Raw genomic sequence first — 22,351 nt, forward strand, 5'->3', positions numbered from 1 at the left:
TGACAGCACATTTAGAAATGGAGTGAGACTGGCATGAAGGAAATCCCTGTATTTTTAGTGAAGGCGAATCAATCGGTTTTAGTTGTGGGCACAGGGCTAGGGATTATTTTGCAAAATGTCTGGATCATCACTTCATTGTTCATTCTCTCCCTGCTTCCTATTATTTTTGGACCAAGGCTTAATCTCGTATTTATGTTTACAAGACGATTGCTTCAAAGCAAAATAGATACGCAGAAAACAGAAGCTGCTGAATTACAGCGCTTTAATCAGACTTTGGCCACCATTCTATTAGGGTTATCAACTCTGATTCTATGGCTAGGGCCTCATTGGAGCGGGTATGTCTTGGCTGGAATGGTTACAGTGGCAGCTGGAGTTGCATTAGCTGGTTTTGCGTAGGCTGCTACATCTATTTTCAGTGGAAGCAATGGAGACATAGAGCTAAGGCCTAGTTACTGGCTAAAAATAGCCTGTATGGGTAATGTGTGATGGATCAATTTTTCGGAAATCTAAGCTTGCACCCTGTGGCTAGGTACAATCTAGCAATAGGGTGTTTTTTCACGACAATCTCTTAAACTGGACAATCTGAGGGAAGCAAACAAAAATCACTCATTCTCAGGAGCTTTCTGAAAGTATGTTTTTATTAGCTACAGTCAGCATGTTATGATGATGGTATAACAGGATATCCTAAAAAGGGAGGAATCGAGTATCATGCGAATCGTATCCATTTGTCCAAGCAATACGGAGCTTTTAGTTTATTTGGGACTAAAAGAAAGCATCGTAGGTTTAGACGACTATTCCGATTGGCCAGCGGATATTCAGCATTTACCGAAGCTTGGCCCTGATTTAGATATTGATATGACGGCTGTTGAAGCATTGAAGCCAGACTTAGTAGTGGCTTCATTAAGTGTTCCCGGCATGGAGAAAAATATTGAAGCGTTAAAGGAACGAGATCTTCCCTACATTGTCCTTAATCCGAATAGCTTACATGAGATTGGTGAGGATTTGATTACGCTTGGTGAGGCAACTAAGCAAACACAAAAGGCACAGGAAGTGTATGAGCAATATCATCGCTTTTTGCAGGACTATAAAAGGATCAGTCAAACGATTCAGCATCCACCGACTCTTTATTGGGAATGGTGGGCTAAGCCTGTGTTTACACCAGGTGGAGTGAACTGGCTCACGGAGATTAGTGAATTAGCTGGAGCAAAGAACATATTTGCTGATCAGAATGTGGCCAGTGTGCAAACGGATTGGGAGGATGTGAGAAGAAGAGATCCTGATTTGATCTCCTTGGTTTGGGTTGGTGTAGAAAAGAGGAGAATTAAACCAGAGCTTGTGTATCAACGTCCAGCATGGGAGACGATGAAGGCGATTCGAAACAAGCAAGTGCACGTATTAGATGAGCCTCTTTATTGCAGACCGTCTCCAAGGCTATTAACAGGGCTTAAAAAGCTAGCTTATTTGCTTCATCCTAATAAGTATCCAGCTTACGTGGAAGGAGATGAGTGGCTTGATGATGGTAGCGGATAAGGTATTTAAGGTATTGATTGTAGAAGGAAAAACGGACGTACAAAGACTCCAGCAGGTTTTGCTTGAAGAGGTTCAGTTTGTTTGCACATATGGGACTTTAAGCGATGATAAAATGGAGGAGTTGATCTACCCTCTACAGGATGAGGAACTCTATATTCTAGTAGATGCGGATGAAGCAGGTATTAAGCTCAGAAAGCAATTAAAGCAGGAGCTACCCAATGCTATTCACCTGTATACAAGGAAAATGTATGGTGAAGTGGCTTCAACACCGCTTGAGTATTTAGCTAGAATCCTCTATCAAGCTCATTTTGAGATAAAAGAAGAGCTCCTAACCCCTCATACCATGTAAGGTTTAAACGAAGGCTATTTCAAGAAGATAGAATATTAGAAAGAATTTTTCTTTGGAGGAACCTCCCTTAAGTTGAACAGGGGGATTCTTTTTTCTTTCTTTTTCTAAAATTGAATAGCTAGGAGGAGAATTTGTGAGCCAAACCGGATTACAGGGAAGTAAGGAACGAGAGCAGTGGAAGTCACGGGTGGGCTTCATGCTTGCAGCTCTTGGGTCAGCAGTAGGGTTAGGGAATATATGGAGGTTTGCTTATGTAACAGGCGAAAATGGTGGAGCAGCCTTCTTAATTATCTATCTAGTTTGTGTCACTCTAATCGGCCTACCTATTGTGCTGGCAGAGTTTGCTATAGGAAGAAAAACCCAAAGTGACGCGGTCGGTTCGTTTGTGAAGCTTGCACCAGGTAAGCCATGGGTGCTAGCAGGGATACTTGGAGTGGCTTCGGCCTTTATCATTTTATCTTTTTATGCGGTAATTTCAGGCTGGTCTTTAAAGTATTTATTCGGATATGTTACGGGAGAGCTTTGGTCTACACCAGCTACAGGCTATGAGGGCTTTTTTTCAGATTTTACGGCTAGTCCTCTAGAACCTCTAATTTGGCAATCTATTTTTATGTTTTTTACCATTGGGATTGTGTTGGCTGGTGTAAAAAAAGGCTTGGAGCTATCGAATAAGATATTGATGCCAGCATTAGCCATCTTGGTCATAAGCTTGGCTATTTATTCGGTTTCGCTAGAAGGCTCCTCTGAAGGTCTTCGATTTCTTTTTTCACCGGATTGGAGTGCCTTTAGTGATCCTAATGTATATTTAGCTGCTTTGGGACAAGCCTTCTTCTCCTTATCCTTAGGAATGGGAGCTTTAATTACGTATGCTTCTTATTTGTCAAAAAAGGAGCGTTTACCTGGAGTTACAGTTGGTGTAGCTACTATGGATACAATGTTTGCTATTGTGGCAGGTGTGATGATTTTTCCAGCTGTCTTTGCGTTTGGGGGAGAGCCTGGAAGTGGACCAGGCTTGGTTTTTATGACTCTACCAAACATTTTTAATAGCATGGCTATTGGAGGAGTAATTGGGTTAGCCTTCTTCCTTTTATTAACGGCGGCTGCTTTATCATCAGCTATTTCTCTGCTAGAGGTTGCGGTTGCTTATTTCATCCGTAAATTTAATTGGAGCAGAAAGAAAGCTACTTTACTCATTGGTGGAGTGATCTATATTTTAGGAATACCGTCCTCATTAGGCTATGGTTTGTTAAGTGACATTAAAATTTTTGGAGAACGAGATATTCTGGACAGCTTAGACTTCCTCGCGTCAGATATTTTCCTTCCTCTAGGTGGTCTAATCATTGCCTTATTTGTAGGATGGGGTTGGAATAAGGCGGAGGCGTTAAAGGAGTCTGATCTTGGTAGAACAGCACTAGGAAAGGTATGGTACAACCTCTTAAAATATGTGGCTCCTATTGCTATCCTATTAGTGTTTTTACAAGCGTCTGGATTATTAGCTTTCTTTGGTCTAGGTGGGGAATGATTATGTGAATATAAGTTAAAAAAGCTGGATGACGGCAACGTAGCTGCAGATAAATCTGCAAGTAACGAAATGTCATCCAGCTTTTTAATAGGTCGCTAGTTTATGATGCTTTAGTCTTCCGTTATGAAAGGTAAAGGAGTTTCCTACACGAATGCTTTCTGCTCAAATTGAGTAATCTTATCCTGCTGAAGAAGGGTTAAACCAATATCATCTAGACCTTTGAGTAGCATTTCTTTACGGAATGGATCAACGTCAAATGTAGCCTCAAAGCCTGTGTTATCTGTGACCTTTTGCTGCTCTAAATCAACGTCTAGCTTGTACCCTTCCGTTTGTTCTGTCTTTTCGAAAAGCTGCTGTACCTGCGCTTCTGATAGCTGAATAGGCAGGATTCCATTTTTAAAGCAATTGTTGTAAAAGATATCGGCAAAGCTTGGGGCAATGATGACCTTAAAGCCGTGATCAAGCAACGCCCAAGGAGCATGTTCTCTAGAGGAACCACAGCCAAAATTTTGGCGTGCTAGAAGAATAGAAGCTCCTTCATACCTAGGCTGATTTACCTCGAATTCTAGATTTTCATCCCCATTATCAAGGTATTTCCAATCATAAAAGAGGAACTGACCGAATCCGGTTCGCTCAATTCGTTTTAAGAATTGCTTAGGTATAATCGCATCAGTATCAATATTTGCTCGATCAATGGGAACGACGGTACCGTTATGTGTGATAAAAGCGTCCATTATAGGGCCTCCTTCTGGGCTGTTGCTTGATCGGATGGCTGAGATTTAAAATCCCACTTGCGTACATCCACAAAATGTCCTGAAATAGCTGCAGCGGCTGCCATCATTGGACTAACTAAATGAGTTCGCCCTCCTTTACCCTGCCGTCCTTCAAAGTTACGGTTAGAGGTGGAGGCACAGCGCTCACCTGGCTGAAGAATATCATCGTTCATGGCTAGACACATACTACAGCCTGCATCACGCCACTCAAATCCAGCAGCCGTAAAGATTTTATCTAGTCCTTCCTCCTCAGCTTGAGCTTTAACCGTTCTAGAGCCCGGTACAACCATTGCATGAACATGATCAGCTATTGAATAACCATTAACTACCTTAGCGGCTGCTCGCAGGTCCTCAAGACGTCCATTCGTACATGAACCGATAAACACCCGATCGATTTTGATGTCTGAAATCCGAGTTCCTGCAGAAAGTCCCATATAATCTAAGGCTAGCTGTACGGTCTTTTTATCTGTTGCTGTTTCAAAATCAGCTGGATTCGGTACATTGGAGCTAATGTTGGCTCCCATTCCTGGACTTGTACCCCAAGTAACCTGTGGCTCTAACTCAGCAAGATCAAGCTCTACACGGAAATCATAGCTTGCACCAGGATCTGTTTTTAGTGCATCCCAACGCTCCACATACTGGTCAAACTCATCGGCTTTAGGAGCGTGTGCGCGACCTTTTAAGTAGGAATAAGTTGTTTCGTCAGGTGCAATCAGGCCAGCTCTTGCTCCACCTTCTATGGACATGTTACAAATCGTCATTCGTTCCTCCATAGAAAGCTCCTTTAGAATATCACCTGTATATTCAATGACCGTTCCTGTAGCGAAATCTGTACCATATTTGGCGATAACCCCTAGAATAATATCCTTTGCTCCTGTACCTGGTGGGAGAGCACCTTTAAGGTGAACCTCCATCGTTTTTGGTTTGCTCTGAGGGAGACACTGGGTAGCAAGTACATGCTCTACCTCACTTGTTCCGATCCCGAACGCAAGGGCTCCAAATGCACCGTGTGTGGAGGTGTGGCTGTCTCCACATACGATTGTTTTACCAGGCCATGTTAGACCTAGCTCTGGACCTATAACGTGTACAATTCCTTGGTTTGGGTGGTTTAGATCAAATAGAGGAATCTTAAATTCCTTACAGTTTGCCGAAAGGGTAGACATTTGTTTTGCCGAAATTGGATCCTTAACCTCAGGTAGGTTTTGCGTAGGAACATTATGATCCATTGTAGCAAACGTCAGATCAGGGCGGCGAACGCTTCTGCCTGCTAAGCGAAGTCCTTCAAACGCTTGGGGTGAGGTGACCTCATGAATTAAATGGAGATCAATATATAAAAGGCTCGGTTTTCCTGGCTCCTCATGAACGATATGCTGCTCCCAAATCTTTTCAAACATGGTTTTCTTATGTGTAGACACGTCTAGTCCTCCCTTTTCATTCCAACACAGTCCGATGAGAATCAATTGAGAATTAGTATTAATATTCAGACAAATGTTTTTAATATAGTATTTTATCAGAAAAAAAAATTTTGAGAACCCTTATGTGGCCTGATTTTACGCATGCTGGGACAGGTAAACAAAGCTATAACAGCTATGAAAACGCTTCAAAAAAATTAATAATAACTTTCAGGTAAGCGATTGCAAGAAAAACGGGCTAAAAATAGGGGTTGAAATCAGTTGTAGTCTCATGTAAGATAAACAGCAATATAAATATTGTTCAGTTTTGAATTTTCAGATTAATCAGAGCTGTGTGTTTATGTAAGAAATAGTAGCTTTTACAGTTGAACCTTGAATTTAAGCTTTAAACGGAAGGTTATCTAGGGTTCCATTTCATATTACTGCCAAGGGCAGTGAAAGGAAGGTTGGTCCGAGCGATAACAGGCTAGTCCACTAGCTACACCGTGAGGATAAAAGCCTCTGCGGAAGGTTCTGTTTAACGTACGTTTCTAAAAGAAGCATAAGACTAGTTTGTTGCATAGCTGTGACAAGCTTGATTGTGTAGAACGTATGGATTGACAGATGATCTTCCACATAGGGGCTTTTGGTTTTTTTTACATTCTTTTTGTCAGTTTTTATGACAAAGGTCAAAGTAATTAAGGATTTATTTTTGATAAAAAATCGGCGTGATAAATGGGGGGATAGCAGGGAACAGAATGTATCAATGTTGTCATTAATAGAAACCTGTAACCACAAATTTTAGTGATTTAAAGCGGTATGGCTTGCTAGCATTAAAATGTTTGAATATTCTACGATTTAAATCGAACCTATTTTTAACCCAAGCAAGAATAGGGAGATTTTTAAAAACGAATAGGAGGGGCAAATGATGTCAGCTCACGTAAAGGAGCGATCTATTGATCCTAGTAAAAATGAATCTGAGTGTACAATGAATGGAGCACAAATCCTGTTTGAATGCTTGAAGCAAGAGCAAGTAGACATCATGTTTGGTTATCCAGGAGGAGCAGCCTTACACATCTACGATGCTCTATACAAAGCGGATATTAGACATATTTTAGCAAGGCATGAGCAAGGAGCCATTCACATGGCAGAAGGGTATGCAAGAACTACTGGAAAACCGGGTGTTGTCCTCGCTACTTCCGGACCAGGTGCTACAAACCTTGTTACTGGTCTAGCCGATGCGTATATGGATTCACTTCCATTAGTTGTTTTTACAGGTCAGGTAGCAAGCACGGCCATCGGGACGGATGCTTTTCAAGAAGCTGATGTGTTAGGAATAACGATGCCGATTACGAAGCATAACATCCAGGTCAGAGACGTTCGGGATTTACCTCGTATCATCAAAGAAGCCTTCTATATTGCTACTAACGGACGTAAGGGCCCTGTTCTCATTGACATTCCCAAGGATGTATCAGGGGCAGAGACGTTGTTTAACTATCCTGATGAGGTTCAGCTAAGAGGTTTTAAGCCAACCACCGTACCTAATTTGGTTCAAATTCGGAAAATGAAACAAGCAGTTAGTAAAGCGAAAAAGCCGGTTATCTTAGCAGGGGCAGGAGTCTTATTTGCTCAAGCTAATACATTACTCCTTGAGTATGTGGAGAAAGCAAGGATTCCTGTAACCAATACACTGCTAGGTCTAGGAGGGGTTCCAGCAGAGCATCCTTTATTTTTAGGAATGTGTGGTATGCATGGGACGTTTACCGCTAATATGGCCATCCAGCAAGCTGATTTATTAATATCTGTTGGCGCACGGTTTGATGACCGGGTGACTGGACGCCTAGATCAGTTTGCTCCTAACGCTCGTGTTATTCATATTGATATTGATCCAGCTGAGATCGGTAAGAATGTGGAAACAGATATCCCGATCGTAGGAGATGCGAAGGAAGCCTTTAAGCTGTTACTCCAGGAAGGGATTGAAGCGGCACATTCTGAGGATTGGCTTACTGAGCTAAGCGGATGGAAGCAGCAGCATCCGTTATGGTACGAGAACGATGGTCAGACACTTAAGCCGCAAAACGTGTTAGAGGTACTAAATGACACAACTAAGGGTGAAGTGATCGTCGCTACTGACGTAGGGCAGCATCAAATGTGGACGGCTCAATACATCCATTTTTCAACACCAGATCGCTGGGTTAGCTCCGGGGGACTAGGAACAATGGGCTTTGGTTTTCCTGCCGCCATCGGAGCAGCGTTAGGTCAGCAGGAGCTTCCAGTCGTTGCCGTTGTAGGTGACGGAGGCTTTCAAATGAATATTCAAGAGCTTGTAACTATTAACAACTATCATATTCCTGTAATTACGATCATTCTCAATAACGCTTCTTTAGGAATGGTACGCCAATGGCAGGAGATCTTCTATGATGGTCGATACTCACAGTCCTTGCTCCCGCAAAATCCTGACTTTGCTAAAGTGGCAGAAGCGTTTGGCGTGAAGGGATATAACGTATCCAACATAGATGACTTCAAAGTGGCCTTACAGGAGGCTCTGCAGTCAAAAGCACCAGCTGTCATTGATGTACAGGTTACGCAAAATGAAAATGTCTTCCCTATGGTTTCTCCAGGGACTGCGCTACATGAAATGGTTGGTGTAAAAGGGAGGGATATCCTATGAGGAGAATCATCTCCGTCTTAGTTAATAATACTTCTGGAGTTTTGGCTCGTATGGCGGGTTTGTTCGCTAGAAGGGGCTTCAATATCGAAAGCTTAACCGTTAGCCCAACAGAGGATCAGAGCTTGTCTAGGATTACGCTAGTGGTCGTTGGCGATAAAAAGATTACGGAGCAAATGATTAAGCAGCTCTACAAGCAAATTGATGTCCTGAAGGTTACAGACCTAACAGAGGACCCGGTGATAGCAAGAGAGCTTGTACTGATCAAAGTGGCTGTGAATCACCAAAATAGACCAGAAATTAATCATCTAGTGGAGCCCTTCAGAGCGACGATCATTGATGTAGGCAGGGAGTCTGTCACCATTCAATCGACAGGGGACACAGAGAAAAACGAAGCTTTAATTGAGCTTCTACGTCCCTTTGGAATCAAAGAGATTGCTAGAACAGGTGTGACAGCCATGGCCAGAAGTCAAAAGAAAAGCTTACAAACTGTTCATTTAATGAACATTTAAGTACCGAACATCTAATGTCATCCAATGACTAGATGAAATCAACCAACGAGAGAATAGATGAACTTCTGAACGTTCAGTTGAGAAGTCCATTTCACAAAACATATAAACATCTACAAATTAAACAGATGGAATTAAAGGAGAGAATAATAATGGCAAACATGTATTATGACGAACAGGTATCTCAACAGGCTCTACAAAATAAAAAGGTAGCCGTAATCGGTTATGGGAGTCAGGGGCACGCACAAGCACAAAATCTAAGAGATAGCGGCATTTCCGTTGTCATTGGTTTAAGAGAAGGAAGGTCTTGGACGAAGGCCGAAGAGGATGGCTTCCAAGTTCTTTCACCAGGCGCAGCAGCCGCTGAAGCTGACGTCATTATGATTCTTCTTCCAGATGAAACACAGGCTAAGGTGTATCAGGACGAAATTAAGCCAGCTCTAGCTCCAGGGAAAGCTGTATTCTTCTCCCACGGCTTTAATATCCATTTTGGTCAAATTGTTGTTCCTGCTGATGTAGACGTCGCTATGGTTGCTCCGAAAAGTCCAGGTCATTTGGTTCGACGAGTATTTGAAGAGGGTGGTGGAGTACCTGGCTTAATCGCTGTTCATCAAGATGCAACGGGCGAAGCAAAGGATTTAGCATTAGCCTATGCGAAAGGGATTGGCTGTACGAAGGCAGGTGTCATTGAAACAACGTTTAAGGAAGAGACAGAAACAGATCTGTTTGGAGAGCAAGCGGTGCTTTGTGGAGGAACTACGGCATTAATCAAAGCGGGTTTTGAAACATTAACAGAGGCTGGCTATCAGCCTGAGGTAGCATACTTTGAATGTTTACACGAGCTAAAGCTTATCGTAGATCTGCTCTATGAAGGAGGCCTATCGTATATGCGCTATTCCATTTCCGATACGGCTCAATACGGTGACTTTATGGTCGGTTCTAGAATGGTGACAGATGAGACGAAAAAGGAAATGAAGAAGGTACTAGAAGAAATTCAAACGGGTAAATTCGCACAAAACTGGATTCTTGAGAATCAAACAAACCGCCCTGTATTTAATGCCATTCAAGCTAAGGAGCAGGAGCATCCTATTGAAAAGGTTGGACAGGAGCTACGTGAAATGATGAGCTGGATCAAAAGCAAAAAAGCTCCCGAGGGGGTGAAAGCGTAGCATGCGAAAGATTACCGTTTTTGATACGACATTACGAGACGGAGAACAATCTGCCGGAGTGAACTTAAATCTACAAGAGAAACTAGAGATAGCTAGGCAGCTTGAGCGTTTAGGTGTAGATATTATTGAGGCCGGTTTTCCTGCCGCCTCTCCTGGGGACTTAGCGTCCACCAAGGAGATTGCTCAGACGATCAAAGGGGCAAGTGTAACAGGATTAGCTAGAGCTTCAAAAAAAGATATCGATGCCGCTTGGGAAGCGCTAAAGGTTGCTGCTGAGCCAAGGCTTCACGTGTTTTTAGCAACCTCTCCGATTCATCGTCAGCACAAGCTTAAGATGAGTAAGGACGAGGTCGTGGCTAAAGCGGTAGAAACAGTTCGTTATGCGAAAACATTTTTCCCACAGGTTCAATTCAGCGCTGAGGACGCTGGACGGACTGAGCTAGAGTTTTTGAGAGAGGTCATAACTGCTGTCATTGATGCTGGTGCTACGGTGGTGAATATACCTGATACGGTCGGCTACCTAATGCCGGAGGAGTACGGTGCGATCTTTAAATATCTTAAGGATGAGGTGCCAAATATAGATAAGGCTCTGCTGAGTGCCCATTGTCATGATGATCTAGGGTTTGCTGTGGCTAACAGCTTAGCGGCGATTCAAAACGGAGCTACTCAGGTAGAAGGTACGATTAATGGTATTGGAGAGCGAGCTGGAAACGCGGCTCTTGAGGAAATCCTTGTGAACCTAAACATTCGTCAGGATTTCTATCAAGCAGAAGCTAGGGCTAAGCTCGATCAGCTTTCTAGAACAAGTCGTCTAGTGGCTAGCTTGACAGGGATGCAGGTTCCTCCAAACAAAGCAGTTGTGGGAGCTAATGCGTTCGCTCATGAATCAGGCATTCATCAGGATGGAGTCCTAAAAGAGCGTACAACGTATGAGATTATATCTCCTCAGCTAGTGGGACTTGATTCTAACCAGCTGGTGTTAGGGAAGCATTCAGGTCGGCATGCTTTAAAAGAGCGGATGGAATTCTTAGGCTACTCTCTTAGTGAGGAACAGCTACAAGACTTGTTTATTAAATTCAAGGAGTTAGCTGATAAGAAGAAGGAGCTTCATGATGATGATCTAGTTGCTTTAGTGCATGACAGCACACTAACAGAGGATGGAGATGTATTTAAGCTAGATTATCTACATGTTTCTTATATGAACTCTATTGCAACAGCGACTATTCGTTTGGAGACACCTAGCGGTTTACAAACAGAAGAAGCAGCTATCGGGTCGGGAAGTGTAGAAGCGATTTATAATACCATTGAAAAGATGGTTCAGATGAGAATTCACCTCCTAGATTATAAGATTCGCAGTCTATCCAAGGGTAGAGACGCGCTAGCAGAAGTATATGTGAAGGTTTCCTATGAAGGATTCGTTGGGACGGGGCGCGGAATTGATCACGACGTACTAGGAGCAAGCTCTAAGGCGTTTATTGATAGTATTAACCGCCTACGAAAAATGAAGAAGCCTAAGCATTTTATTGAGGATCAGGAGGAGTACTCCACTCATTGTGTACAGGATTCCTTTAACTAAGTTAACTAAATCGACTAGATAAGGCTAGATAAGGCTAGATAAGGGTCGCTTCCCTTCATAAGAAGCGAAGTCGGCCCAAATAGCTGATAAAATTAAATAACAACAAAGATTGAACCTGAGTGGAGAGACTGAGAGGAGCTAACGATGGAGAAAAAGATAGTGGTCTTGCCCGGAGACGGAATCGGAAAAGAAGTTGTCGATGAGGGCATTAAGGTATTAGATACGGTAGCGGAACTGTTTGGTCATCAATTTAAGTATGAGGAAGATGTGATTGGTGGAGCGGCTCTGGATCAATTCGGGATTCCACTGAGGGAAGAAACACTGGAGAAATGCCAGCAAGCTGATGCGGTGCTTTTAGGAGCGGTGGGTGGCCCAAAATGGGACACACTTCCTGGTCATCTTCGTCCGGAAAAGGCGTTACTCGGATTACGTAAAGGATTAGGGCTATTTGCTAATCTTCGTCCGGTAGAAGTGTTTGGACCAGTTGTTGAATCCTCTACGTTAAAACGAGAGGTTGTTGAAGGAGTAGATGTTCTGGTCGTTCGAGAGCTGACAGGAGGTATCTACTTTGGTCTAAAGGATCGCGGAGAGTATGATTCTGGTGAAGCGTGGGCTAAGGATGAATGTATCTACTCTGTAGAAGAGGTTAGGCGAATCGCCAAGGTAGCCTTTGAGGCGGCAAGGGGGCGCCGGAAGAAGGTCACCTCCGTAGATAAAGCAAATGTGCTAGAGACAAGTCGTCTATGGAGAGAGGTTATACAGGAGGTCCATCAGGAATATCCAGATATTGAATTAGAGCATATGCTTGTGGATAACGCAGCCATGCAGCTTGTCAGACAGCCAAAGCAATTTGATGTGCTTGTGACGGAGAACATGTTCGGTGATATTCTTAGTGATGAAGCGTCTGTATTAGCTGGTTCAATTGGCTTAATGCCTTCGGCTAGTCTTGCTGATGCAGGAGGACTTGGGATGTATGAGCCTGTTCATGGAACAGCCCCTGATATAGCTGGACAAGGGAAGGCGAATCCACTGGCCACTATTTTATCCTGTGCCATGCTACTCAGGTATTCCTTTGGCTTAGAACAGGAGGCTGATGTGATCGAAACGGCGGTAAAATCCGCTCTAGAACAAGGCTGGAGGACACCTGATCTAGTGCTCAGTCAAGATGATCCAAAGTCAGTACTAGGTACGACGGAGATCACGAATAAAATTATTGAGTATATTCGCAAAAGCGCACTTATTCAATCATAAAAAATTTTATGAACAGCATATTTTCAATACGCAAACGCAATCAGGAGGGATTGTTATGGGGGAGCGCCTCATCTATATGTCGGGGAAATTTGTACCACAGTCAGAAGCAAAGGTTTCTGTGTTTGATCATGGTTTTTTATACGGTGATGGAATTTTTGAAGGACTTAGGGTATATGAAGGAAATATTTATAAAAGTCGTGAGCATCTCATTCGTTTATACGAATCAGCTAAATCCATTATGTTAGATATTCCTATGACTATCGATGAATTGGAAGAGGTCATGGTGGAAACGGTCAAAAAAAATGACCTAAGAAATGCGTATATCCGATTGGTTATTTCTCGAGGACCAGGAGATTTAGGTTTAGATCCGTTTACCTGTAAAAATCCTGAAATTATTATTATTGCTGATCAGGTTCGTCTTTTCCCACAGGAGTTATATGACAAAGGCTTAGATATTGTCACGGTTCCAACCCGACGCAATACACCTGATGCGCTAAATCCAAAGATTAAGTCCTTAAACTACCTGAACAATGTGCTAGTGAAAATCGAAGCTCGGCGAGCAGGTGTACTTGAGGCTCTAATGCTTAACCATGAAGGATATGTTTGTGAGGGAAGTGGAGACAATATCTTTCTTGTAAAGAAAGGGAAGCTGATCACACCACCAACATATTTAGGAGCACTAGAAGGAATCACGAGAGAAACGGTGATGGAGCTTGCTAAAGCTAAAGGGTATGAGGTTGTAGAAACTCCGTTCACAAGACATGACGTGTATGTAGCGGATGAGTGCTTCCTAACAGGTACAGCTGCCGAGGTTATTCCTGTCATTTCTGTAGACGATCGTATTGTAGGTGATGGTACTCCTGGACCAGTTACAAAAGAATTGATTCAGAGCTACAGACAAGTTGTGACAGAGGATGGGAGACAGGTATATCCTGAAAAAGTGGTAAATATTACAGCATAGAAAAACGATCTATACAATTGTCATAGCTAGAGATTTTCATCGATCCTTACCTTAATTATTAGAGCATTAAATGCTATAATGGTTAAGGTGAGGATTTTTTGTTTTTTAGTCCTAGAATGTAGTCCACCCTTTTACTTGAAGCCGAAGAATTGAGTAGAAGGAAATGGAGTCGATTATAAATTATTACAGGACTTTAGGTTGACATGAATCCTCATTGAATAACGAATACTTGTTAAGATGAAATCTCAATATAGTTGGATAATAGATTTGTATTTAAATAGCTCTTAGAAGGATAGGTGTTATAAATAGTGATGGATTCAGTTTGGAATAAACCTTGGTACAAAAAAAGCTGGCTTAAGACAGGTGTTACATGTAGTCTACTCATTTTAATGTTAACAGGCTGCCTGCCGGATCGAACTGATACAACTGATGAGCTAGATCTTGATTTGCCACCAATTGATCATGCTCCTACTGTATATGTACAGGAGGATTACTATAGTGCCTTGCTTCCTTTTGTGACTAGCCAAGCTAGAGGAACCCTGGACACGTATTTAGGAAGATATCGACTAGACGCTGAGCGGTTGGAGCTTGGACTTCTAGAGTTAGCTCAGGACGTTTTTCCTACGGAGTCTCATCTATATAGGGAAGGGCAGTTTATTACGAAAGAAGAAATTCAATCTTGGTTAAGAATTCAAAGTGATGACTACCCACTTGGGCTCAACCCAGAGGATAAGGATGAGCGTGTGCTTCTGCATATTTTAGAGCACAATTACTGGGATACGAGAGCAAATGCCTTACAAGGGATTGTTATTGGATTATCTCTAGCTCCTCGCTATACAAGTGTAGAGGAGGTGGGCGGTAATACGGAAACAAGACAGCTCTATTACTCTGACGATGAGCTACGTAATTATGGTCAGGCCATGGCTAATAAAATTGCTGAGCGTTTAAGAGGGAAGCTACGCAACACAGAGTACAGTGATATCCCGATTGTTTTTGCGTTATATAGACTAGAGGAGCAGGACAATTTAGTTCCTGGGAACTTTTTATCTACAGGGATCTCTAGACAAGCCCAATATGAGGTTTCCGAGTGGAGAACGATTAATGAGATTTATTTTCTTTTCCCATCGGGGCCATTGAATCGTTTTGAAAATGAACGGTCCTTAACAAATGCTACACAATTTGATGAGTTTAGAAATCAAGTACAGGAATATTTTCCGAATTATATTGGTATTGTGGGCTTTGGGAGATATTTAGACGAAAATCTAGTTGAACTAACGATTACAGCAAACACAGAGTTCGCCGCGAAGACCGAGGTTATTCAGCTCACACAATTTTTGGGTGGTCAGGCGATGGAGCTCTTTCCTGAAAATGTTCACCTAAATATCTATGTGCAGTCAATTAATGAGCCACAATCAATCTTTATAAGGCCAACCGAAGGTGAGCCTATTATGCATATTTATCGAAAATAGTAACAAATATATTTGATGGATTTCATAATTATCGTTACAATAGGATTGAATAAAAGTTACGTGATCTTTAATTGCACGTAAAAATGTGGGAATAGGTTTAATACCTTGTACAAATGTCTTCCTTGTTAAAGGGAAGAGATCGTACAAAAAATCCTAGTAAGGAGGAAGTAAAACATGGTAGTAGATTACAGACCAGAACCGTTTACAAATTTTAAAGATGAGCAAAACCGTCAGGATTTTGAGGTAGCCTTAAAGAAAGTGGAGCAGGAGCTTGGACAGGATTATCCACTTATCATTAACGGGGAACGTGTAACAACAGACTCTAAAATTACCTCAGTAAATCCTTCAGATAAATCAGTTGTTGTTGGTACCGTATCAAAAGCGGATCAAGCCCTTGCTGAAAAAGCAATTCAAGCAGCTGCTCAAACGTTTGAGGAGTGGAAAAAGGTAACAGGACCACAAAGAGCTCGCTATTTATTTAAAGCGGCAGCTATTCTTCGCCGTCGTAAGCATGAGTTCTCTGCCTGGTTAGTTTATGAAGCAGGTAAGAGCTGGGGAGAAGCGGATGCAGATACAGCTGAAGCGATTGACTTCTTAGAGTTTTACGGACGTGAAATGATTCGTCTAAGTGAGCAACAGCCTTTAACTCGTCTTGATGGAGAAGATAATGAATTAACTTACATTCCACTTGGTGTAGGAGTTGTCATTCCACCATGGAACTTTCCATTAGCTATTATGGCAGGAATGACAACAGCTTCTCTAGTAGCAGGAAATACAGTTGTGCTTAAGCCGGCTAGTACGACACCTGTTGTTGCAGCTAAGTTCGTAGAAGTATTAGAGGAAGCAGGAGTTCCAGCAGGAGTTGTGAACTATCTGCCTGGTAGCGGAAGTGAAGTTGGAGATTACCTTGTCGATCACCAATTAACTCGTTACATTAGCTTTACTGGATCTCGTGACGTAGGTCTACGCATTAATGAGCGTGCAGCTAAGAAAACTGACGGACAAAAATGGATCAAGCGTCTAGTAGCAGAAATGGGTGGAAAGGACACGATTGTCGTTGATAAGGATGCTGATTTAGAGCTAGCTGCTCAAAATATTGTGTTCTCAGCTTTCGGCTTTTCTGGTCAGAAATGCTCTGCCTGCTCTCGTGCTGTCGTCCACCAAGATGTGTATGATGAAGTCTTAGAAAAAGCAGTTGAGCTAACCAAGCAATTAACGATCGGAAATATTAAAGAACGTGATATTTATACAGGTCCAGTTATTGATGAGTCTGCTCAGAAGAAAGTCCTTGATTATATTGAAATTGGTAAAAAGGAAGGTCGTCTGGTTGCAGGTGGTGAAAAAGGACCTGAAGAAGGGTTCTTCGTACAGCCTACCATTTTTGCTGATGTAGCCCCTGATGCTCGTCTTATGCAAGAAGAAATCTTCGGACCAGTTGTAGCGTTCTGTAAAGCTGATGACTTTGATCATGCATTAGAGATTGCTAATAATACAGAGTATGGCTTGACAGGCTCAGTATTTTCTAGAAATAGAAGTCACTTAGAGCGTGCTCGTGATGAGTTCCACGTAGGAAATCTATATTTCAACCGTAAGTGCACGGGAGCGATTGTTGGTGTGCATCCGTTTGGTGGATTCAACATGTCTGGAACAGATTCCAAAGCAGGTGGAAGAGACTACCTACTATTGTTTACTCAGGCTAAATTAGTTTCTGAGCTACTTTAGTTATAATCGCTAGCACCTACTATAAAGCAATACAAGTTATAAGCACTACAAGTTTAAAAGCACTACAAGTTACAAACTATAGATTATTTTATACAAAGAAGGCCAAGAGGTGTACTCTCGGCCTTCTTTTTTACATAAGGATCATTATATTTCACCGTCTAATTGGGTCATACTAATCCTACTACTGATTAGAGGGTGACTACCGTGCTTCTATACCTGTTTCCTTTATTATCTTCCTTTACATTTGTGTATTTATTTATCCCTATCGTCAGCAAATGGGCTCATCAATATCAGATTATTGATCGCCCGACGCAGCGCAAGCAGCATCAAGGCGTAATCCCTCTCACTGGTGGATTAGCTATCTTTCTAGGGGTCATGCCTCTCGTTTTTATTTTCCTCGGTGTAAACCAAATGACGTTAACATTTCTTCTTGGCAGTGTTCTAATTGTAGGCATAGGACTTATAGATGATTGGTATAAAGGAAAAAGCAAAGAGCTGTCTCCATGGCCGAAGCTCTTTTTTCAAGGCCTTGCCGCTACAGTCCTTTTTCTAGGAGGAACTAGGATTTATGGGATTAGTGATTGGTTCGGGGACTCGGGGATTCACTATTTTCCTATGTGGCTTTCCTTCTTAACCACGTTTCTTTGGGCTGTTGGTTTGATGAACATGCTGAACTTTATTGACGGAATGGATGGATTGGCTAGCGGCATTAGTGGTTTTATTATGCTTACCCTGTTTTTTATTGCTTTTTTAAAAGGTGAGATGTCTGTTGCCCTCTTAGCTATTGTCATGACGGGAGCCATTTTAGCTTTTCTTAGGCACAACTTTCACCCTGCTTCTATTTTTTTGGGTGATTCAGGAGCGATGTTTTTAGGCTTTACGATTGCCTTTTTATCCATTGAAGGAGCCATGAAGGGGGCTACACTGATCTCCTCTGTTGTTTTACTTTTAACTTTAGGTATCCCTATATTTGATACACTGCAGGTCATCCTTACACGATTAAAGGAAGGTCGCCCGATATACAAGGCTGATCGATCTCATCTTCATCATCGTCTACTCTCCAAGGGTTTAAATCAACGACAGGTGATTGTCATACTTTATTTGATTGGCTTTGGATTTTCTCTGATGTCTTTATTTTTGTTTTTCTTTTTTGATTAGACATGTAAAGTCTTCATAGAATAGGAATTAGACGATCTATTAACTCTATCTCTTTGCATAGCTCAATTAATTGATGAATGCCATAAAGCTGTTGACGATTACGCTCGTGGATGCTAACCAGAGCGTTTTCTGTCACCTTTTTGGCTTTTTCTAAACTATGGTGTTCTACAGCTTGTACAATTTCTTTCATGTTCTCTAAAAAATAGACCGTTTTTCTTAAGGTGCGTATCAGTAAAATTTGCCGGATGTGCATAGGGGTAAATAGGCGGTAGCCATTTTCAGGGTCTCGTTCAGGTATAATTAATCCTTCCTTCTCCCAGTGGCGTATAGCAGAAGGCTGAACATCAGCAATTTTGGCGACCTCTCCAATGTTCATTTGACTCTTAAGCCTTTTACTAGCAGATACAGGTACATCAGGGTCTTGCAATAGGGCAAGTGTCTGATCGGCTACGACCTTTTCTTGCTGCAGAACGGCTTGCTCTTTGTTTACAAGCCAAAAGGCTGTATCGACATCTCTATTTTGAATATGACGAAGTACGTCACAGGTTAGAGCAACTCCAAAGCCAGCAAACATGGCACGCAGACAACGGAAATAAGCTAAATGGACCTTCGTGTAGAGACGATAACCGTTTGGAGCACGATCAGGTGCTGGAACGACTCCCCAAGATTCGTAGTGTCGTAACGCACTTGTACTTATATGGAGCTCTCTGGCAATTTCAATAGGTTTGTAGTAGCGCATCTTATATCCCCCTAGCTGAAGTAGTTTAACTATATCAGACCATTTGTTTAGTAGGCAAACGTTGTCTAGATCCATAATGAAATATAAATATACGAAGGGGGAAAGGGCTTGATCGTATTGATTGAAGCTTTTTTCTTTGATATCATCTATTTAATGCGATAAAGAGAGAAAGTGGAGGTGTCAGAATGAGCACGATCACGAAAAAGGATGTTGAACATGTCGCTCACTTAGCAAGGCTAGAGCTATCGGGGGAAGAGGTTCAGACGTTCACAGAACAGCTGGATTCGATTTTAACGTTTGCTGAAAAACTAAATGAATTAGATACGGAGAATGTTGAGCCGACCACACACGTGCGGGACATCACAAATGCTGTTAGAAAGGATGAGATACGTCCTTCTTTAACAGCAGAAGAAGCATTAAAAAATACAGAAGAGCATAAGGAGCAGCAGGTCAAGGTTCCGAGTGTATTTGAAAGCTAGGGGGAGAGCAGATGTCTCATTTAGATTTAAAGCTGAGTGATTTACATAAGCAGCTTAAGGATGAAGATTTAACCGTTACACAGCTAGTTGAAGAAGCGATAGCTCAAATAAGGCAAGTCGATGGACAGGTACAGGCTTTTCTTACTATAGATGAGCAAGGGGCTTTAGCGAAGGCAGCTGAGCTGGACAAGCAATTAAATGATACTGAAGCTACTCTTGATGAGCAGGGCATTTTGTTCGGTCTACCAGCAGGCATTAAAGATAATATTTCGACTAAAGGGCTCAAAACAACATGTGCTAGTAAGCTGTTAGAGAATTTTGTCCCTGTCTACAACGCAACCGTTGTGGATAAGCTTGACCAAGCTCAATCTGTTACAGTTGGTAAGCTGAATATGGATGAGTTTGCGATGGGTTCTTCCAACGAGAATTCAGGCTATGCGGTTACAAGGAATCCATGGAATCTAGATTATGTACCTGGAGGATCAAGTGGTGGAGCCGCAGCCGCTGTTGCTGCTCGTGAGGTCTATTTTGCGTTAGGCTCTGATACCGGAGGGTCTATTCGCCAGCCTGCTGCTTTTTGTGGTGTGGTAGGATTAAAGCCTACGTATGGCTTAGTTTCACGTTTTGGCTTAGTGGCGTTTGCTTCTTCATTAGATCAGATCGGACCAGTAACAAAGAACGTAGAGGATGCCGCGTATGTCCTACAAGCGATTGCAGGTCATGATAAACAGGATTCTACATCAGCTGAGGTGGAGATTCCAGACTACCTTTCTGCGCTAACGGGTGATGTGCAAGGGCTACGTATTGCTGTACCTAAAGAATATATCGGTGAAGGTGTCCAACCTGAAGTGAAAGAGAAGGTAATAGAAGCGTTAAAGGTTCTAGAAAAGCTTGGAGCAACATGGGAAGAGGTGTCACTCCCGCATTCTGAGTATGCTGTACCAACATATTATATACTTTCATCCTCTGAAGCGTCCTCCAACCTTGCTCGCTTTGATGGTGTGAGGTATGGTGTGAGAGCTGAGAACGCAGAGAATCTGATTGATCTATATAAAAAGACGAGAAGCCAAGGCTTTGGTGAGGAGGTCAAACGGAGAATCATGTTAGGCACGTATGCCTTAAGCTCAGGCTATTATGACGCGTACTATTTAAAGGCGCAAAAGGTTAGAACGTTAATTAAACAGGATTTTGAGCAGCTATTTGAAAGCTATGATGTCATTATTGGACCAACAGCGCCAACAACGGCGTTTAAAATAGGGGAAAAGATTGATGATCCACTGACGATGTATGTGGAGGATATTTTAACGATTCCTGTCAACCTAGCAGGCGTTCCGGCTATTAGCGTGCCATGTGGCTTGGCATCTAATGGACTACCAGTTGGCTTACAAATTATCGGTAAGGCGTTTGATGAAGAGACAGTTTTACGAGTAGCCCATGCTTTTGAACAGGAAACAGAGCACCATCAATTACGTCCAGAGCTAGTGGGAAAGGGGGAATGAGGAATGAGCTTTGAAACAGTTATTGGCTTAGAGGTTCACTCAGAGCTATCCACAAACTCAAAGATTTTCTGTAGCTGCTCTACCGAATTTGGTGCACCTCCTAACACACACACATGTCCCATTTGTCTAGGTCATCCTGGGGTACTACCTGTTCTAAATCAACAGGCTTTAGAGTTTGCTGTTAAAGCGGCTTTAGCATTGAATTGTGAGATTTCCATCGATACGAAGTTTGATCGTAAAAACTACTTTTACCCTGACCTGACAAAGGCGTATCAAATTTCACAGTATGACCAGCCAGTAGGGAAAAATGGTTGGATTGATATCGAAGTGAACGGTGAAAAGAAACGGATTGGGATTACTCGCTTGCATTTAGAGGAGGATGCTGGAAAGCTCACTCACGTAGATGGTCAGAACCATTCCTTAGTGGACTATAATCGTGTAGGTACCCCACTAGTAGAAATTGTTTCTGAGCCAGATATTCGCACCCCTGAAGAAGCGTATGCGTATCTAGAAAAGCTCAAAGCTATTCTACAATATACAGAGGTTTCGGATTGTAAAATGGAGGAGGGCTCCCTGCGCTGTGACGCCAACATTTCGATTCGCCCATTTGGACAAGAGAAGCTAGGAACACGCACAGAGCTTAAGAATATGAACACATTCAAAGGGGTTCAGCGGGGCTTAGAGCATGAAGAAAAGCGTCAGGCTGACGTCCTGCTAGCTGGTGGAGAGGTTATTCAAGAAACGCGCCGATGGGATGAAGGCAAGGGAGAAACAATTGTGATGCGTGGGAAGGAAGAGGCTCATGACTATCGCTACTTTCCAGATCCGGATTTAGTAAAGATACACATTGATCAAGCTATGCTAGAGCGGATTAAGGAGACGATCCCTGAGCTACCTGATGCCAAAAAAGCAAGATACATGGAGCAGTTTGGTTTATCCAGCTATGACGCAGGTGTACTAACAGCGTCTAAAAAGCTGGCTGACTTTTATGATCGAACGACAGAGTACTGTAAGGACGCTAAGCTTGTGGCTAACTGGGTGATGGGAGAGGTTTCAGCGTATCTTAACGCTAATGACAAGGAGCTTGATCAGGTTGCCTTAACTCCTGAGGCTCTAGGAAAGCTAGTTTCTCTCATTGAGCAAGGGACGATTAGTGGCAAAATTGCTAAAACGGTCTTTAAGGACCTTATGGAGCAAGGTGGCGATCCTGAACAGATTGTAAAGGATAAAGGGCTAGTTCAAATTAGTGATGAAGGAGAGCTGGCTAAAATCGTGAATGAGATTCTTGACTCGAATCAGGCGTCCATCGATGATTTTAAGGCGGGAAAAGAGAAGGCTATTGGGTTTCTAGTGGGCCAGGTGATGAAGGCTACGAAGGGGAAGGCGAACCCTCCACTTGTCAATAAGCTATTACTCTCAGAAATTCAAAAGCGTTAGAGTACTATTGGAAAGCTACTGAAAATAGAAGGCTTCTTTCTATAAATATGGTATACTTTACCTTATTTAGCGGAAAGGGCTTTTTTTTTTGACATACTGTTGGTGGCAGAACGCGTAACGAAGAGATAGTAACACTAGGTGATTGGGGG

Annotated in this window: 19 protein-coding genes; 16 read left to right on the forward strand and 3 right to left on the reverse strand. The window is 42.5% G+C overall.

Annotated features, from left to right (window positions below; genetic code table 11):
- Positions 1 to 33 precede the first annotated feature (33 nt).
- The 4 genes from J2S11_RS15465 to J2S11_RS15480 all read left to right on the forward strand — a co-directional run bounded on the left by J2S11_RS15465 (position 34) and on the right by J2S11_RS15480 (position 3,401).
- The gene (locus J2S11_RS15465; protein ID WP_307396042.1) at positions 34 to 396 is read left to right on the forward strand and encodes a DUF4395 domain-containing protein; all 363 of its coding nucleotides are present in this window, start codon (positions 34 to 36) and stop codon (positions 394 to 396) included.
- 312 nt (positions 397 to 708) lie between these two features.
- On the forward strand, positions 709 to 1,530 hold the full coding sequence (locus J2S11_RS15470) for a cobalamin-binding protein (RefSeq protein ID WP_307396043.1): 822 nt from the start codon (positions 709 to 711) through the stop codon (positions 1,528 to 1,530).
- The gene (locus J2S11_RS15475; protein WP_307396044.1) at positions 1,514 to 1,879 is read left to right on the forward strand and encodes a toprim domain-containing protein; all 366 of its coding nucleotides are present in this window, start codon (positions 1,514 to 1,516) and stop codon (positions 1,877 to 1,879) included. Before J2S11_RS15470 ends, J2S11_RS15475 begins: the two co-directional genes overlap by 17 nt.
- 133 nt (positions 1,880 to 2,012) lie before the next feature.
- Entirely contained in the window at positions 2,013 to 3,401 is a 1,389-nt protein-coding gene (locus J2S11_RS15480) for a sodium-dependent transporter (RefSeq protein WP_307396045.1), read from the forward strand.
- Between the two features lie 143 nt (positions 3,402 to 3,544).
- Here the strand turns inward: J2S11_RS15480 and leuD are convergent, their stop codons facing one another.
- Both leuD and leuC read right to left on the reverse strand, forming a co-directional pair.
- Positions 3,545 to 4,135, reverse strand: a complete 591-nt coding sequence (gene leuD, locus J2S11_RS15485; RefSeq protein WP_307396046.1) for a 3-isopropylmalate dehydratase small subunit — start codon at positions 4,133 to 4,135, stop codon at positions 3,545 to 3,547.
- Positions 4,135 to 5,568, reverse strand: a complete 1,434-nt coding sequence (gene leuC, locus J2S11_RS15490; protein WP_307396144.1) for a 3-isopropylmalate dehydratase large subunit — start codon at positions 5,566 to 5,568, stop codon at positions 4,135 to 4,137. Before leuC ends, leuD begins: the two co-directional genes overlap by 1 nt.
- A 925-nt stretch (positions 5,569 to 6,493) precedes the next feature.
- Here leuC and ilvB point away from each other — a divergent pair.
- From ilvB to J2S11_RS15535, 9 genes are all read left to right on the forward strand, one after another.
- A complete protein-coding gene (ilvB, locus tag J2S11_RS15495; RefSeq protein WP_307396048.1) occupies positions 6,494 to 8,236 on the forward strand; it encodes a biosynthetic-type acetolactate synthase large subunit in 1,743 nt (580 codons plus the stop codon).
- Positions 8,233 to 8,745, forward strand: a complete 513-nt coding sequence (ilvN, locus tag J2S11_RS15500; protein ID WP_307396050.1) for an acetolactate synthase small subunit — start codon at positions 8,233 to 8,235, stop codon at positions 8,743 to 8,745. The genes ilvB and ilvN overlap by 4 nt, the downstream gene beginning before the upstream one ends.
- A 149-nt stretch (positions 8,746 to 8,894) precedes the next feature.
- Entirely contained in the window at positions 8,895 to 9,911 is a 1,017-nt protein-coding gene (ilvC, locus tag J2S11_RS15505; RefSeq protein ID WP_307396051.1) for a ketol-acid reductoisomerase, read from the forward strand.
- Position 9,912: 1 nt separating this feature from the next.
- Positions 9,913 to 11,487, forward strand: coding sequence for a 2-isopropylmalate synthase (locus J2S11_RS15510; protein WP_307396053.1), 1,575 nt, complete (start codon positions 9,913 to 9,915; stop codon positions 11,485 to 11,487).
- A 144-nt stretch (positions 11,488 to 11,631) separates the two neighbouring features.
- On the forward strand, positions 11,632 to 12,738 hold the full coding sequence (gene leuB, locus J2S11_RS15515) for a 3-isopropylmalate dehydrogenase (protein WP_307396054.1): 1,107 nt from the start codon (positions 11,632 to 11,634) through the stop codon (positions 12,736 to 12,738).
- Between the two features lie 55 nt (positions 12,739 to 12,793).
- Entirely contained in the window at positions 12,794 to 13,699 is a 906-nt protein-coding gene (gene ilvE / locus J2S11_RS15520; RefSeq protein WP_307396056.1) for a branched-chain-amino-acid transaminase, read from the forward strand.
- 311 nt (positions 13,700 to 14,010) lie between these two features.
- Positions 14,011 to 15,168: a CamS family sex pheromone protein gene (locus tag J2S11_RS15525; protein ID WP_307396146.1), complete on the forward strand. Its 1,158-nt coding sequence runs from the start codon at positions 14,011 to 14,013 to the stop codon at positions 15,166 to 15,168.
- Positions 15,169 to 15,342: 174 nt separating this feature from the next.
- Positions 15,343 to 16,890 carry an L-glutamate gamma-semialdehyde dehydrogenase gene (pruA, locus tag J2S11_RS15530; protein ID WP_307396058.1) on the forward strand — a complete coding sequence of 516 codons (1,548 nt, stop codon included), beginning with the start codon at positions 15,343 to 15,345 and terminating at the stop codon, positions 16,888 to 16,890.
- A gap of 204 nt (positions 16,891 to 17,094) precedes the next feature.
- Positions 17,095 to 18,048, forward strand: a complete 954-nt coding sequence (locus J2S11_RS15535; protein WP_307396060.1) for an MraY family glycosyltransferase — start codon at positions 17,095 to 17,097, stop codon at positions 18,046 to 18,048.
- A 13-nt stretch (positions 18,049 to 18,061) separates the two neighbouring features.
- Here J2S11_RS15535 and J2S11_RS15540 read toward each other — a convergent pair whose 3' ends face one another.
- Positions 18,062 to 18,787: a TioE family transcriptional regulator gene (locus tag J2S11_RS15540; RefSeq protein WP_307396062.1), complete on the reverse strand. Its 726-nt coding sequence runs from the start codon at positions 18,785 to 18,787 to the stop codon at positions 18,062 to 18,064.
- A 185-nt stretch (positions 18,788 to 18,972) separates the two neighbouring features.
- Between J2S11_RS15540 and gatC the strand changes: the two genes are divergently transcribed.
- From gatC to gatB, 3 genes are read left to right on the forward strand one after another with little or no spacing between them, the layout of a single operon-like run.
- Positions 18,973 to 19,266 (forward strand): Asp-tRNA(Asn)/Glu-tRNA(Gln) amidotransferase subunit GatC, encoded by a 294-nt coding sequence (gene gatC, locus J2S11_RS15545; protein WP_307396064.1) that lies wholly within the window; start codon positions 18,973 to 18,975, stop codon positions 19,264 to 19,266.
- An 11-nt stretch (positions 19,267 to 19,277) separates the two neighbouring features.
- Complete coding sequence (gene gatA / locus J2S11_RS15550; RefSeq protein ID WP_307396066.1) at positions 19,278 to 20,765, forward strand: Asp-tRNA(Asn)/Glu-tRNA(Gln) amidotransferase subunit GatA; 1,488 nt, start codon at positions 19,278 to 19,280, stop codon at positions 20,763 to 20,765.
- 3 nt (positions 20,766 to 20,768) lie between these two features.
- Positions 20,769 to 22,202 (forward strand): Asp-tRNA(Asn)/Glu-tRNA(Gln) amidotransferase subunit GatB, encoded by a 1,434-nt coding sequence (gatB, locus tag J2S11_RS15555; RefSeq protein WP_307396068.1) that lies wholly within the window; start codon positions 20,769 to 20,771, stop codon positions 22,200 to 22,202.
- The last annotated feature ends 149 nt before the right edge of the window (positions 22,203 to 22,351 follow it).

The organism is Bacillus horti, from assembly GCF_030813115.1.
GTDB classification, from domain to species: Bacteria; Bacillota; Bacilli; order Caldalkalibacillales; family JCM-10596; genus Bacillus_CH; species Bacillus_CH horti.